Origin of the sequence: Novosphingobium piscinae, from assembly GCF_014230355.1 — a bacterium.
GTDB lineage: Bacteria > Pseudomonadota > Alphaproteobacteria > Sphingomonadales > Sphingomonadaceae > Novosphingobium > Novosphingobium piscinae.
Genome location: NZ_JACLAX010000004.1, coordinates 55,974 through 68,761, shown reverse-complemented (window position 1 = coordinate 68,761; position 12,788 = coordinate 55,974). Strand labels below are relative to the sequence as shown.

Below are 12,788 nucleotides of genomic sequence, written 5' to 3'. Positions count from 1 at the left end.
TTTGCGCCTGCGGCCTGGCCTTGCCCGCAAGCCTCTCCGTGGCGCGGCGCGAACCAGACCTTTCCGTGCTCGCCTGCGCGCATTTGTCCTCTTGATTCCGCCCTCGATTCGCCCGAAAGCGCGGGCCATGACCGCTCGCATCTATCAGCGCCCCAAGAATGCCATGCAGTCGGGCAAGGCCCTGACTGATTCGTGGCTGCTCGAGTTCGTGCCGGCCGAGGCCAAGAAGCCCGATCCGCTGATGGGCTGGGCCGGCTCGGGCGATACCCGGCAGCAGGTGGTCCTGCGCTTCGCCAGCCAGGCCGAGGCCATCGCCTACGCCGAGCGCTATGGCATCGCCGCGCGGGTCCAGGCGACCCCGCCGAAGCGGCTCAAGCTGCAGGCCTACGCCGACAACTTCCGCTGACGCGGCGGGCGGCGGGGCTGGACAAAGCTCTGCCCGGCCGCCATATGCGCCGCCGGGAGTCGGTCGGACGCTTGCGTCCGCCAACCTGGTCAGGTCCGGAAGGAAGCAGCCACAACGGGTTGCGGCGGGTCGGCCGGCTCCTTTAATCCCCCGTCAGGTCATGATCGCCGCGCAAGCGCTGCCGCGCCGCCTCGCGCGAGCCGGTGGCTGGAACCAGTCCGGCGATGCGCCCCAGCCCGAACGGCGGCATGTTGCCATAGATCGTCTCGCTGGCGCCGCGCTCCACCACGTAGGTTTCGTGGAAGATCCCGACGGTGCCATCGCCGCCGACCGCCTGGTTGAACGCCGTCCAGGCCGGCCAGTGCCGCCGGTCGCGGGCGCGGGCATAGCCTTCGAGGCTGTCGAAATCGCGCCAGTACTGGATCATCACGATGGTGCGCGGGCTGGCCAGCATGGTCTGCCCGCCCAGAAAGCCGCTGCCCGGGTCGGCCAACAGCTCGCGCAGCATGGCCGGCATGGCCCGCGCCACCGGCAGCCATTTGCCGACCGCGCGGAACCGGTTGATGCGCATGCCGATGACGAAGACGACGAGCGGCCCCTCATGGGCGGCGGTGAAGCGGCCGGGGCGGATCGGTGGGCTCATGCGATCAAGGTTTCATGGCGAAACCTACCGGTCAAGCCGTCTCCCCATTCGACAAGCGCGGCGCCAGCGCTTACCTAGGCGCGCGATGGACGACTCTGCTGACATGTTCGGACCCGACCCGGCCGACGAGACCGACGCCGCGCCATCCGCGGCCGAGCTCGAGGCGGCGGGCCAGTCGGCGCTGTTCGGCGATCCGCTCCCGCCTTCGGGCCAGGCGCCGGCTTCCGCTCCGGCCCCGGCGCCCGCCGCTGCGGTCGCTGCGGCCGAACCGGCCTCTGCACCTCCCGTTGCCCCAACCCAGCCCTACCGCGTGCTGGCCCGCAAGTACCGCCCGCAGACCTTCTCGGCGCTGATCGGGCAGGACGCGATGGTCCAGACGCTTGCCAATGCGATCCGCCGCGACCGGCTGGCCCATGCCTTCCTGATGACCGGCGTGCGCGGGGTGGGCAAGACCAGCACCGCACGGCTGATCGCCAAGGCGCTCAACTGCGTCGGCCCGGACGGCAAGGGCGGGCCGACGATCGATCCCTGCGGCCAGTGCGAGCCCTGCGTGGCGATCGCCGAGGGGCGCCATATCGACGTGATCGAGATGGACGCCGCCAGCCACACTGGCGTCGACGACGTGCGCGAGATCATCGAGGCGGTGCGCTATGCGGCGGTCTCGGCGCGCTACAAGATCTATATCATCGACGAAGTCCACATGCTCAGCCGCAACGCGTTCAACGCGCTGCTCAAGACGCTGGAAGAGCCGCCGGCCCATGTGAAGTTCCTGTTCGCCACCACCGAGGTCGACAAGCTGCCGGTCACGGTGCTGTCGCGCTGCCAGCGCTTCGACCTGCGGCGCATTCCCGCCGGCCTGCTGGCCGATCACTTCGCCCGCGTCTGCGCCGAGGAGGGTGTCCCGGCCGAGGCCGAGGCCCTGTCGATGATCGCCGAGGCGGCCGAGGGATCGGTCCGTGACGGGCTGTCGATCCTCGACCAGGCGATCGCCCATGCCGACCTTGGCGGGGAAGGGCGGGTCACCCCGGCGCAGGTCCAGGACATGCTCGGCCTGGCCGACAAGACCGTACAGCGCCGCCTGCTTGCCGCGATGCTCGCCGGCGACGGGCCGGGCCTGCTTGAGCTGGTCGCGGCGCAGTTCGCGCTCGGGGTCGAGCCGCTGGCGCTGCTGCGCTCGCAGCTCGAGCTGGTCCACCGTATCACCGTGACCCAGGTCGGTCGCACCGGGGCCGAGGCGATCTCGGCCGAGGAGCGCGCCGCGATCGAGACCTGGGCCGATCAGCTGTCGCCCGGGCAGCTGCACCGGCTGTGGCAGCTGCTGCTCAAGGGGCACGACGAGGTGCGCACCGCACCCGATCCGCTGGCTGCGGCACAAATGGCGCTGCTGCGCGTGCTGCATGCCGCCGATCTGCCCGATCCCGGCCAGTTGGCCCGCCGTCTCGAGCAACTCGCCGCACAACCTGGCGTCGCCTTCCCGGGCGAGGCCCCGGCGGGTGGCGGACAGAGCGGCCCGACCGGAACCGCAATGGCGGCCACCACGCTCGATTGGGACGCGCTGGTTCACCAGGTCGAGCAGCAATCGCCGATGGTCGGGGCCGCCTTGCGGCTTGGTCTGCGCGTGATCGAGCTGCGCTCCGGGCTGCTGCGCTACTGCTTCGCGCCCGGTCTGGCCCCGCTGGGGGCGGCCGAGATCCGCAAGGCGTTGGAAGCCGCCACCGGCATCGCGTGGCAGGTGGAGCCGGGTGAGGGGGAGGGTCGCCCCAGCCTGGAGGAGCAGCGCGAGGCCGCCGCGCGCGACGCCGATGCGCAGCTGCGCCGGGCGCCACTGGTCGAGGCCGCCTTCGCGGCCTTCCCCCAGGCCCGCATCGTCGAGGAGGATTCCCACCCCGGCGGCTCGTCGCCGCGGGTCGAACGCAACTGGAGCCGTAGAGCATGAAGTCGATGGAAGAGATGATCCAGGCCGCGCAGAAGGCCGCCGAGACCATCCAGAAGCAGATGAACGAGGCCCAGACCCGCCTCGACCAGATCGAGGTCGAGGGCGTGGCCGGCGGGGGGCTGGTCCGGATCCGCTGCTCGGCCAAGGGCCGCGTGGTCGGCGTCAGCCTGGATGACAGTCTGCTCCAGCCCGCCGAAAAGGGCATCCTCGAGGATCTGGTCGCCGCCGCCTTCAACGATGCCCGGGCCAAGGCCGATCAGGTGTCGGGGGAGGAAATGGCCAAGATGCAGCAGGGCCTCGGCCTGCCGCCGGGGTTCAACTTCCCCGGGCTCTGAGCCCGCCCGGCCACCCTCCGGCCGCGGCAATCCACAACCACGCGCGGGCGGAGGCCATCGGCGGCATTGCACCGTGCCGGCCCCGTCCCCATATCTCGGAGAACCCCGCCGCCGCCATGGCGGCGCAAGGAGCGCCGGGACCTGTGCCCGCACCCGACTTGCACCGCCGGGGGTGAGCGCCCAGATTGGACGGATATGGAACAGATCTCACTTCCCCTGCTGCCGCTGCGCGACATCGTCGTGTTCCCCGGCATGGTCGTCCCGCTCTTCGTCGGGCGCGAGAAATCGGTCGCCGCGCTCGAGGCGGCGATGTCGGGCAACAAGGACATCTTCCTGCTGGCGCAGCTTGATCCGGGCTGCGAGGATCCGCAGGCCGACGATCTCTATGACGTCGGCGTGGTCGCCAGCGTGCTCCAGCTGCTCAAGTTGCCCGATGGCACGGTGCGTGTGCTGGTCGAAGGTCAGCAGCGCGCACGTCTGGTTGAACTGGCCGAGGGTAGCGGGTTGACCACTGCGCTGGTCGAACTGGCCGAGCCGGTCACCACCTCGGGCAGCGAGGTCGCCGCGATGATGCGTTCGGCGGTCGAGCAGTTCCGCGAATATGCCAAGCTCAACAAGAAGCTCGCGGCCGAGGCCGGCGACCAGCTGGGCGAGATCGACGATGCCTCGCGCCTGGCCGATGCCATCGCCGCGCAGCTTGGCGCCAAGGTTTCGGACAAGCAGGCACTGCTGAGCGAGGGCGATCCGCTCAAGCGGCTCGAAATGGTCTTCTCGTTCATGGAGGGCGAACTGGGCGTGCTCCAGGTGGAGCGGCGCATCCGCGGGCGCGTGAAGCGCCAGATGGAGAAGACCCAGCGCGAATACTACCTCAACGAGCAGCTCAAGGCGATCCAGTCCGAGCTGGGCGGCGGCGACGGCGATGAGAGCAACGAGATCGCCGAGCTGCAGGAGAAGATCGAGAAGCTCAAGCTCTCGGACGAAGCCCGCACCAAGGCCAATGCCGAGCTCAAGAAGCTCAAGTCGATGCAGCCGATGAGCGCCGAAGCAACCGTCGTGCGCAACTATCTCGACGTGCTGCTGGGCCTGCCCTGGGGCAAGCGTTCGAAGCTCAAGAAGGACATCGGCAAGGCCCAGGCGATCCTCGACGCGGATCACTACGCGCTCGAGAAGGTCAAGGACCGGATCGTCGAGTACCTGGCCGTCCAGGCCCGGACCAACAAGCTCAAGGGGCCGATCCTGTGCCTCGTCGGCCCGCCGGGCGTGGGCAAGACCAGCCTCGGCAAGTCGATCGCCAAGGCGACCGGGCGCGAATTCATCCGCCAGTCGCTGGGCGGCGTGCGCGACGAGGCCGAGATCCGCGGCCACCGCCGCACCTATATCGGCTCGCTCCCGGGCAAGGTCGTGTCCAATCTCAGGAAGGCAGGCACCAGCAACCCGCTGTTCCTGCTGGATGAGATCGACAAGCTGGGCCAGGACTTCCGCGGCGATCCGGCTTCGGCCCTGCTCGAGGTGCTCGATCCCGAGCAGAACGCCAAGTTCCAGGACCATTACCTGGAGGTCGACTATGACCTGTCGGACGTGATGTTCGTCTGCACGGCCAACAGTCTCAACCTGCCGCAGCCGCTGCTCGACCGGATGGAGATCATCCGGCTGGAGGGCTACACCGAGGACGAGAAGGTCGAGATCGCCGAGCGGCACCTGATCGCCAAGCAGATCGAGGCGCACGGGCTGAAGAAGGGTGAGTTCACTCTGACCCAGGCCGGCCTGCGCGATCTGATCCGGTTCTACACCCGCGAGGCCGGCGTGCGCACGCTGGAGCGCGAGATCGCCCGTCTGGCGCGCAAGTCGCTGCGGCGGATCCTGGAAGGCAAGGACCAGGCCATCACCATCACGCCCGACAACCTCGCCGATTTCGCCGGGGTGCGGAAGTTCAAGCATGGCGTGTCGGACACCGAGCACCAGGTGGGCGCGGTGACCGGGCTGGCCTGGACCGAGGTGGGCGGCGAGCTGCTGACCATCGAAAGCGTGACCGTGCCGGGCAAGGGCGCGGTCAGGACCACCGGCAAGCTCGGCGAGGTGATGAGCGAGAGCGTCCAGATGGCGTTCAGCTTCGTCAAGGCGCGGGCGCCGGCCTATGGCATCAAGCCCTCGCTGTTCCAGCGCAAGGACCTGCACATCCACCTGCCCGAGGGCGCCGTGCCCAAGGATGGCCCCTCGGCCGGGATCGGCATGGTCACCGCGATGGTTTCCACCCTGACCGGCATCCCGGTGCGGGCCGACGTGGCGATGACCGGCGAGGTCACGCTGCGCGGCCGGGTCCTGGCGATCGGCGGGCTCAAGGAAAAGCTGCTCGCCGCCCTGCGGGGGGGCATCAAGACCGTCCTGATCCCCGAGGAGAACCGCAAGGACCTGGCCGAGATCCCGGAGAACATCCTCCAGGGGCTCGAGCTGGTGCCGGTGAGCCATGTCGACGAGGTGCTGGTGAGGGCGCTGACCGCGCCGGTCGAGCCGATCGACTGGACCGAGGCCGACGACCTGGCCAGCCAGCCGGCTCCGGCCGGCACGGTGGGCACGCCCCAGCCGACCGCGCACTGAAGCTCCGCCTGTCGGATAGCGCTCCGCTTGGCGGGGCGCCGTCCCGGGCGAGCTCGCCAGGCCCCGATTCGAGGCGTGAAACGCCCGGAATTCGGGGCCTTTGCGTGTTGCGACGCAGCAATCGGCGCGGTTTCCACAGCTGCAAGCGTGTGACGCCGCCAAATCGGGCGAAAATCGGGCGAATCGCCGGAGAATCGCGGGGGTTTGGCTTTGACAGCTTCGTCAAAAGGCGTTCAATTCCGCGCCAACCGACGCGATTCCCAAGATCACAGCGGTTTCACACGAGGTAGGGGGTTCCCGAATGAACAAGAACGAACTGATCGGCGCGGTGGCCGAATCCAGCGGCCTGACCCGCGCCGATGCCACCAAGGCAGTGGAAGGCGTGTTCGATGCCATCAGCGGCGCCCTGAAGAAGGGCGAGGAAGTGCGTCTGGTCGGCTTCGGCACCTTCTCGGTGGCCAAGCGCAAGGCCTCCACCGGCCGCAACCCGCGCACCGGTGAGCCGATGAAGATCAACGCCTCGAGCCAGCCGAAGTTCAAGGCCGGCAAGGGGCTGAAGGACGCGGTCAACTAAGGCTGCCGTCCTGACGGGCCCGCTGCGGCCCATTTCCATGCAGAAGCGCCGCCCCGCGAAGGAGCGGCGCTTTTTGCTGTCTGCGGGCCGCGCGGTAGGACTGCGCCGGGGCCGTGCCCCGGTTCCGGACCTTTGGCCCGGCCTCAGTTGCCCAGCCGTACCAGTGCGGTCGGCGCCGGATTGCGCGGGTTCACGGCCCAGGTCAGCATCGGTCCCGTGGTGCCGGGTTGCGGCCCCTCGTCGGTGTTGTTGGCGATGATCGCCCCGTCGGTGGTGAGGGTGAAGGTGCCCTCGAACGGGCCGAACGGATTGCCGGGCAGGTCCGCGCCATCCTTGCCGCCCTTGCCGGCCTTGCTCATCGCGCCGGCCATCCCGGCAAGCGCCATGCCCATCGGATTGCCGGCGCCGGACTGGGCGGAGAATCCCGGCGCATCGATCCGCACCGTGCCGTCATTCCGGCGCGAGACCTGGACGAAGGCATTGGCCAGCGGCAGGCGCTCGACCGTGGGGAAGACGAAATCGTGATCGAGCCGCCCGGCTATCGCATAGTCGACCACGAACAGGCCATCACCCTTGTAGACCACGCTCTTCCACCCCGCCTGGCGCCGCAGCCGGGCCGCCATCTCCTCGGCGGCCTGCGGGTTCGACGGATCGATTCCGCCCAGCAGCGCCTTCATCTGCTCGGCTTCGGCCTTGTCCTTGGGGCCGCTCTGCTTGAGCCGTTCCTCGAAGGCTTTCTTCTGATCGGCCAGTTCCTCGGCGGTGCAGGGGCGTTCCTTGGCCTCGTCGTTGTAGCAGGTGTCGGGCTCGAACACCTTGGGCTTGCTGCCCATCTGCGCCAGCTTGGTCAGGGCCAGCATATGGATCTCGCCCTGGTAGGCGAAGCGGAAGGTGCCGTCGCGGCGCAGGTCGAGGCTGGAGGTGAACCGCCCGGGAGTGAGCAGGCAGGCGCCGAGCGCCGCCGCCAGGACGATCAGCAGCGCCGCAGCGGCCTTGGGGGTGCGGGTCCGGAACAAGCGGGGTCTCCTCGCTGGAAAGCCACGAGGTTATTCGCCCCGGGTTGCAATCGCGTAAAGCGCGATGGCGGCGGCGTTGGACACGTTGAGGCTCTCGATCGCCGAACTGGTCGGCAGGCGGGCGAGGGCGTCGCAATGCTGGGCCACGTTGTGCCGCATGCCTTCGCCTTCCGCGCCCAGCACCAGCGCCACCGGGCCGGCCGGAAGGACCGCGCCCAGCGTGTCCTTGCCGGCGCCGTCCAGGCCGATCCGCCAGTACCCGGCCTCGGCCACCTCGTCGAGCGCGCGGGCGAGGTTGACCACGCGGACCCACGGCACAACCTCGAGTGCGCCCGAGGCGCTCTTGGCCAGGGTGCCCGATTCGGGCGGGGCGTGGCGATCCTGGGTGACGATCGCGCAGGCGTTGAAGGCCGCGGCCGAGCGCAGGATCGCCCCGACATTGTGCGGATCGGTGACCTGGTCGAGGATCAGCAGCGGGCGCGCCGGATCGCCATCCAGCACCTCGTCGAGGAAGATATCGGGCAGGGGCTCGCATTCCAGCACCAGGCCCTGATGCGGCGCGTCGCGGGCCACCAGCCTGGCCAGGTCGGCGCCCTGGGCATATTCCACCGTGAAATCGGCGGGCAGTTCGCCATCGAGCGAGGCGATCCCCTCGCGCGTCGCCCACAGCTTGCGATGGCGCCGTTCCGGGTTCTTGAGCGCCGCCTCCACGGCGTGGCGGCCCCACAGCCGCACCGCGCCGGACGAGGCCCGGCCCGAGCCGCGCCCGCCCTGCATGCGGCCCGCCCGCCCACGCAGCGCGCGTTTCGGCCTGTCGTCCCCACCTCGATTGCCGCCGCGCTCTGCCATGGTCATTGTCCCGTGATTGTCGACCGGTGGTCGAATTTGCGTCGCGCTCATGCCCGCACCCCCATTGACAGGCAAGCCCGGCTTCGCCATTGGGGCCGCCTCTCGGCCGGACGGTCTCGCAAGAGACCCACATTGCGGGTTCGCCCGCCACCGGCAAGCTGGTGTGGACAGGTGGCCGAGTGGTTAAAGGCAGCAGACTGTAAATCTGCCCGCGCAAGCGTACGCTAGTTCGAATCTAGCCCTGTCCACCACCACCCTTTCTGCCGCGTTCCTCTCGCCTGGGTTGGCCGCCGCCGAGGCGGCCTGGATCCGCGATCCGGCGGCTGTGCCCGACGCTGGCCGTAGCTGCCTTGCCGGGACCGCTGCGAGGCCCTAGATGGTCGGCATGTCCGGCGAAATCACAGACAATCGCGGTCGCGGCAACGCGGCCTGGCAATGGCCATCGATCCATCCCGAAGGGCGCAAGTTCGGCCTGATCGTCGCGGCCCTCGCGGCGCTGCTCGCGTTCCTCGCGTGGGAGACGCTGGCCTGGCCGGTGGGCTTCCTGACGCTGGGCGTGCTGGCCTTCTTCCGCGATCCGCTGCGCGTCACCCCGCAGGGGGATGGCTATCTGGTGGCGCCGGCCGACGGGCTGATCACGCTGATCCGCAAGGTCGATCCCCCGCGCGAGCTGGTGCTGGACGACGGCACCGGCACGGTCGGCCTGCCCTCCGCGCAGGTAACGCGGATCTCGATCTTCATGTCGGTGTTCGACGTGCACATCAACCGCGCCCCGATCGGCGGCACCGTGCGCCGGGTGGTCTATATCCCCGGAAAGTTCATGAACGCCGATCTCGACAAGGCGAGCGAGGACAACGAGCGCCAGCACATCCTGATCGAGCGCAGCGACGGGATGCGGATCGGCTTTACCCAGATCGCCGGGCTGGTTGCGCGCCGCATCGTGCCGTTCGTCAAGCCGGGTGACATTCTGGCCGCGGGCCAGCGCGTCGGGCTGATCCGTTTTGGCAGTCGGGTCGATGTCTATCTGCCCGAGGGCACCGAGCCGCGCGTGCTGCTTGGCCAGCGGGTCGTCGCCGGCGAGACGGTGCTGGCCGAGCTGGGCCAGCAGGGCCTGATCGAGGGCGTCAGCCAGTGAGCGATGCCCGCGAGCGGCGGCCGCGTCGCGAGGCGGTGCGGCTGCCCGGGGGGCTGACCCTGCGCGCCCTGGTGCCCAACGCGATCACCGCGGCGGCACTGGCCTCGGGGCTGACCGGGATCCGCTTCGCGATCACCGCGGCCAGCGGCACCCCGGTGCCGACCACGCCCGGGCTGCCGCTGGACGACTGGCAGAAGGCCGTGCTGGCGGTGATCCTGGCGGGAATGCTCGACGGGGTCGACGGGCGCATCGCCCGCCTGCTCAAGGCGCAGTCGCGCTTCGGCGCCGAGCTCGACAGTCTGTCGGACGTGATCTCCTTCGGCGTGGCGCCGGCGCTGATCCTGTTCCTGTGGTCGCTGCAGGACGTGCCGCGGCTCGGCTGGTTCGCCGCGCTGGCCTTTGCCATCTGCATGGCGCTGCGCCTGGCGCGCTTCAACGCCCGGATCGACATGGCCGACGAGCCGCGCAAGGCCGCCGGCTACCTGACCGGGGTCCCGGCGCCGGTCGGGGCGGGGCTGGCCTTCCTGCCGCTCTATCTGTGGATCGCCAGCGGCAACGACCTGTTCCGCCGTCCCGAGCTGGTCGGCATCTGGCTGCTGCTGACGGCGTTCCTGCTGATTTCCAGCCTGCCCACCCTGAGCTGGGCCTCGATGCGGCCGCGCCGCTCGGTCCGGCTCGAGCTGATCGGACTGGCGGCGCTGGTCTTCGCGGCGCTGATCAGCGAGCCTTGGCTCACTCTTGCCGGTATCTGCCTGGTTTACCTGCTGCTCGTTCCCTATGGCTGGGTAAGCTACGCCCGGATCAGGCGGCAGCGGGGCGAGCGAGGCTGAAAGCCGGCCGCGCCGCGCCCGGGGTCCGCACCCGGCGGCTGATCCGCACCGGCCCCGGCGCCACGGCGACCGGGCGAACCTGATGCGCGACCACACTGATGACCAGGCTGCGGGTCGGTTCGCAGGCCGCAAGCTCGGCGCGCAGGCGGGCAAAGGTTCCGGCATGGGCGCGCCAGGTCCCCACCAGCACCGTCACGGCCAGCACGCCGCTGCCCAGGAACAGCACGGGAAGAACGAGGGTGGCAAACAGCGCGATCATGCCTTGATCCTTGTGTTGGGACCGCCCACCGGCGGTTGAGGCCTTGTGGACTGTCCTGTGGATAACCGGTGGGCCGTGACCCTGTTCCCGGTTTGGTCTCATCGCCTCTATGTTCCACTCCTGTTCTCCCCGTCAAGCGATTATTTTCCCCCTTTGTTCTCGTCTACAGCAAGCCGCTCATTTTGGGCTGGAAATTCGCCGGATGAGGCGCTAGGGGCGCGGCGTCGCGGGCGATCCGGCCAGTTGCCGGGTTCAGCTGTCGCGGCAAATCCACACGGGAAGCACCACACCCGGTGCCGCAGCGGACGATGAGGCTTTCGGGCCAACCGCACGGTTCCAGCTTCCCGGAGGTTCAACCGGAAAGGAACTATCCTATGGCGGCTCCTGTCGTCACCATGCAGCAACTGATCGAGGCCGGCGCCCACTTCGGCCACCAGACCCACCGCTGGAACCCGCGGATGAAGCCGTACATCTTCGGCGCCCGCAACGGGGTTCACATCCTGGATCTGTCGCAGACCGTGCCGCTGTTCGCCCGCGCGCTCGATTTCATCTCGGCCACGGTCCAGGCGGGCGGCAAGGTCCTGTTCGTCGGCACCAAGCGCCAGGCCCAGCAGCCGATCGCCGAAGCCGCGCGCGCCTCGGGTCAGCACTTCGTCAACCACCGCTGGCTGGGCGGCATGCTCACCAACTGGAAGACCATCTCGGGCTCGATCAAGCGCCTCAAGACGCTGGAAGAGCAGCTGGGCGGAGACACCACCGGCCTGACCAAGAAGGAAGTGCTGCAGCTCACCCGTGAGCGCGACAAGCTCGAGCTGTCGCTCGGCGGCATCCGCGACATGGGCGGCATCCCCGACGTGATGTTCGTGATCGACGCCAACAAGGAAGAGCTGGCGATCAAGGAAGCCAACGTGCTGGGTATCCCGGTCGTCGCGATCCTGGATTCGAACGTCTCGCCCGACGGCATCGCGTTCCCGATCCCGGCGAACGACGACGCCAGCCGCGCGATCCGCCTCTACTGCGAGACCGTCGCCGCCGCCGCCACCAAGGGCCGGCGCGAGGCGGTGATCGATTCGGGCGCCGATATCGGTGCGCTCGACAACCCGGTCGAGGACGCGATCGAGGCCTGAACGCCGGTCGACCTCGGGTGAGGTCGTCACACGATTGTCGCGCGCCGGGTCCAAGGGCCCGGCGCCGTTTCCATACCCAACAAGGACAAACGCCATGGCTTACACCGCCGCTGACGTGAAGAACCTGCGCGAGCGCACCGGCGCCGGCATGATGGATTGCAAGAAGGCCCTCGACGAATCCGGGGGCGATTTCGAAGCCGCGGTCGACGCGCTGCGCGCCAAGGGCCTGGCCGCCGCCGCCAAGAAGTCGAGCCGCACCGCGGCCGAGGGCCTGGTCGGCGTCGCCGTCGCGGGCACCAAGGGCGTGGCCGTCGAGGTCAACTCGGAAACCGACTTCGTCGCCAAGAACGACCAGTTCCAGGACTTCGTTCGCAAGACCACCGAAGTCGCATTGGCCACTGCCGCCGCCGACGTCGAGGCGCTCAAGGGCGCGGCCTATCCGGACGGCGGCACCGTCGCCGACAAGCTGACCAACAACGTCGCCACCATCGGTGAGAACCAGCAGCTGCGCCGCCTCAAGCACGTGGCGGTGAGCAGCGGCGTGGTCGTGCCCTACGTGCACAATGCCGCCGCCACCAACCTTGGCAAGATCGGCGTGCTCGTCGCGCTCGAATCCGAGGCTGGTGCCGACGTGCTCGAGCCGCTCGGCAAGCAGATCGCCATGCACATCGCCGCGGCCTTCCCGCTGGCGCTGTCGGCCGACGATCTCGATCCCGAGCTGCTCGCCCGCGAGCGCAAGATCGCGGCCGAGAAGGCGGCCGAGAGCGGCAAGCCCGCCGAGGTCCAGGCCAAGATGGTCGATGGCGCCGTGGCGAAGTACGCCAAGGAGAACGCGCTGCTCAGCCAGCTGTTCGTGATGGACAACAAGACCCCGATCGCCGACGTCGTGGCCCAGGCCGGCAAGGCCGCCGGGACCAAGATCGCGCTGGTCGACTATGTCCGCTTCCAGCTCGGCGAAGGCATCGAGAAGGAAGAGTCCGACTTCGCGGCCGAAGTGGCTGCGGCCGCCGGCCTCAAGTAAGCATCGCAGCCCGGCCGCGGCCGGGGCAGGGTTCGAGGGGCGCTGCCGGCAACGGCGGCGCC

The 12,788-nt window shown here is 69.2% G+C and carries 13 protein-coding genes, 1 tRNA gene and 1 other RNA gene; 11 read left to right on the top strand and 4 right to left on the bottom strand.

Going from position 1 to position 12,788, the window contains the following annotated elements; all coding sequences use genetic code 11:
* The first annotated feature begins 127 nt into the window (after positions 1-127).
* Together H7F53_RS05550 and ffs are read left to right on the top strand one after the other, a co-directional pair.
* Positions 128-406 (top strand): ETC complex I subunit, encoded by a 279-nt coding sequence (locus tag H7F53_RS05550; protein ID WP_185678492.1) that lies wholly within the window; start codon positions 128-130, stop codon positions 404-406.
* A gap of 52 nt (positions 407-458) precedes the next feature.
* Positions 459-553: signal recognition particle sRNA small type (gene ffs / locus H7F53_RS05545), an RNA gene on the top strand.
* On the opposite strand, the gene H7F53_RS05540 is transcribed toward ffs, so the two are convergent.
* Entirely contained in the window at positions 549-1,049 is a 501-nt protein-coding gene (locus H7F53_RS05540) for a DUF4188 domain-containing protein (protein WP_185678491.1), read from the bottom strand. The genes ffs and H7F53_RS05540 overlap by 5 nt on opposite strands.
* 85 nt (positions 1,050-1,134) lie before the next feature.
* Between H7F53_RS05540 and H7F53_RS05535 the strand changes: the two genes are divergently transcribed.
* From H7F53_RS05535 to H7F53_RS05520, 4 genes are all read left to right on the top strand, one after another.
* On the top strand, positions 1,135-2,985 hold the full coding sequence (locus H7F53_RS05535) for a DNA polymerase III subunit gamma/tau (RefSeq protein WP_185678490.1): 1,851 nt from the start codon (positions 1,135-1,137) through the stop codon (positions 2,983-2,985).
* Positions 2,982-3,320, top strand: coding sequence for a YbaB/EbfC family nucleoid-associated protein (locus H7F53_RS05530; protein ID WP_185678489.1), 339 nt, complete (start codon positions 2,982-2,984; stop codon positions 3,318-3,320). Before H7F53_RS05535 ends, H7F53_RS05530 begins: the two co-directional genes overlap by 4 nt.
* Positions 3,321-3,515: 195 nt before the next feature.
* Positions 3,516-5,915: an endopeptidase La gene (lon, locus tag H7F53_RS05525; protein ID WP_185678488.1), complete on the top strand. Its 2,400-nt coding sequence runs from the start codon at positions 3,516-3,518 to the stop codon at positions 5,913-5,915.
* A gap of 301 nt (positions 5,916-6,216) precedes the next feature.
* Positions 6,217-6,489: an HU family DNA-binding protein gene (locus tag H7F53_RS05520; protein WP_185678487.1), complete on the top strand. Its 273-nt coding sequence runs from the start codon at positions 6,217-6,219 to the stop codon at positions 6,487-6,489.
* Between the two features lie 143 nt (positions 6,490-6,632).
* Here the strand turns inward: H7F53_RS05520 and H7F53_RS05515 are convergent, their stop codons facing one another.
* Together H7F53_RS05515 and rlmB are read right to left on the bottom strand one after the other, a co-directional pair.
* Complete coding sequence (locus H7F53_RS05515) at positions 6,633-7,505, bottom strand: hypothetical protein (RefSeq protein WP_185678486.1); 873 nt, start codon at positions 7,503-7,505, stop codon at positions 6,633-6,635.
* Between the two features lie 30 nt (positions 7,506-7,535).
* Complete coding sequence (gene rlmB, locus H7F53_RS05510) at positions 7,536-8,354, bottom strand: 23S rRNA (guanosine(2251)-2'-O)-methyltransferase RlmB (RefSeq protein WP_185678650.1); 819 nt, start codon at positions 8,352-8,354, stop codon at positions 7,536-7,538.
* A 165-nt stretch (positions 8,355-8,519) separates the two neighbouring features.
* Here rlmB and H7F53_RS05505 point away from each other — a divergent pair.
* The 3 genes from H7F53_RS05505 (at position 8,520) to H7F53_RS05495 (ending at position 10,319) form a co-directional block, all read left to right on the top strand.
* Positions 8,520-8,605: transfer RNA gene (locus tag H7F53_RS05505), tRNA-Tyr, on the top strand.
* 134 nt (positions 8,606-8,739) lie between these two features.
* Positions 8,740-9,489, top strand: coding sequence for a phosphatidylserine decarboxylase (locus H7F53_RS05500; RefSeq protein ID WP_185678485.1), 750 nt, complete (start codon positions 8,740-8,742; stop codon positions 9,487-9,489).
* Entirely contained in the window at positions 9,486-10,319 is an 834-nt protein-coding gene (locus H7F53_RS05495; RefSeq protein ID WP_185678484.1) for a CDP-alcohol phosphatidyltransferase family protein, read from the top strand. Before H7F53_RS05500 ends, H7F53_RS05495 begins: the two co-directional genes overlap by 4 nt.
* On the opposite strand, the gene H7F53_RS05490 is transcribed toward H7F53_RS05495, so the two are convergent.
* Positions 10,291-10,578 carry a hypothetical protein gene (locus H7F53_RS05490; protein ID WP_185678483.1) on the bottom strand — a complete coding sequence of 96 codons (288 nt, stop codon included), beginning with the start codon at positions 10,576-10,578 and terminating at the stop codon, positions 10,291-10,293. The genes H7F53_RS05495 and H7F53_RS05490 overlap by 29 nt on opposite strands.
* 374 nt (positions 10,579-10,952) lie before the next feature.
* Here H7F53_RS05490 and rpsB point away from each other — a divergent pair, with 374 nt between their 5' ends.
* Together rpsB and tsf are read left to right on the top strand one after the other, a co-directional pair.
* A complete protein-coding gene (gene rpsB, locus H7F53_RS05485) occupies positions 10,953-11,705 on the top strand; it encodes a 30S ribosomal protein S2 (protein ID WP_185678482.1) in 753 nt (250 codons plus the stop codon).
* A 94-nt stretch (positions 11,706-11,799) separates the two neighbouring features.
* Complete coding sequence (gene tsf / locus H7F53_RS05480; protein ID WP_185678481.1) at positions 11,800-12,726, top strand: translation elongation factor Ts; 927 nt, start codon at positions 11,800-11,802, stop codon at positions 12,724-12,726.
* Positions 12,727-12,788: the final 62 nt, after the last annotated feature.

Bases quoted from the DNA above. Each gene is read 5' to 3' on its own strand.
- H7F53_RS05550 (WP_185678492.1), top strand. From the start codon at position 128: ATGACCGCTCGCATCTATCAGCGCCCCAAGAATGCCATGCAGTCGGGC.
- H7F53_RS05540 (WP_185678491.1), bottom strand. From the start codon at position 1,049: ATGAGCCCACCGATCCGCCCCGGCCGCTTCACCGCCGCCCATGAGGGG.
- H7F53_RS05535 (WP_185678490.1), top strand. From the start codon at position 1,135: ATGGACGACTCTGCTGACATGTTCGGACCCGACCCGGCCGACGAGACC.
- H7F53_RS05530 (WP_185678489.1), top strand. From the start codon at position 2,982: ATGAAGTCGATGGAAGAGATGATCCAGGCCGCGCAGAAGGCCGCCGAG.
- lon (WP_185678488.1), top strand. From the start codon at position 3,516: ATGGAACAGATCTCACTTCCCCTGCTGCCGCTGCGCGACATCGTCGTG.
- H7F53_RS05520 (WP_185678487.1), top strand. From the start codon at position 6,217: ATGAACAAGAACGAACTGATCGGCGCGGTGGCCGAATCCAGCGGCCTG.
- rlmB (WP_185678650.1), bottom strand. From the start codon at position 8,354: ATGGCAGAGCGCGGCGGCAATCGAGGTGGGGACGACAGGCCGAAACGC.
- H7F53_RS05500 (WP_185678485.1), top strand. From the start codon at position 8,740: ATGTCCGGCGAAATCACAGACAATCGCGGTCGCGGCAACGCGGCCTGG.
- H7F53_RS05490 (WP_185678483.1), bottom strand. From the start codon at position 10,578: ATGATCGCGCTGTTTGCCACCCTCGTTCTTCCCGTGCTGTTCCTGGGC.
- rpsB (WP_185678482.1), top strand. From the start codon at position 10,953: ATGGCGGCTCCTGTCGTCACCATGCAGCAACTGATCGAGGCCGGCGCC.
- tsf (WP_185678481.1), top strand. From the start codon at position 11,800: ATGGCTTACACCGCCGCTGACGTGAAGAACCTGCGCGAGCGCACCGGC.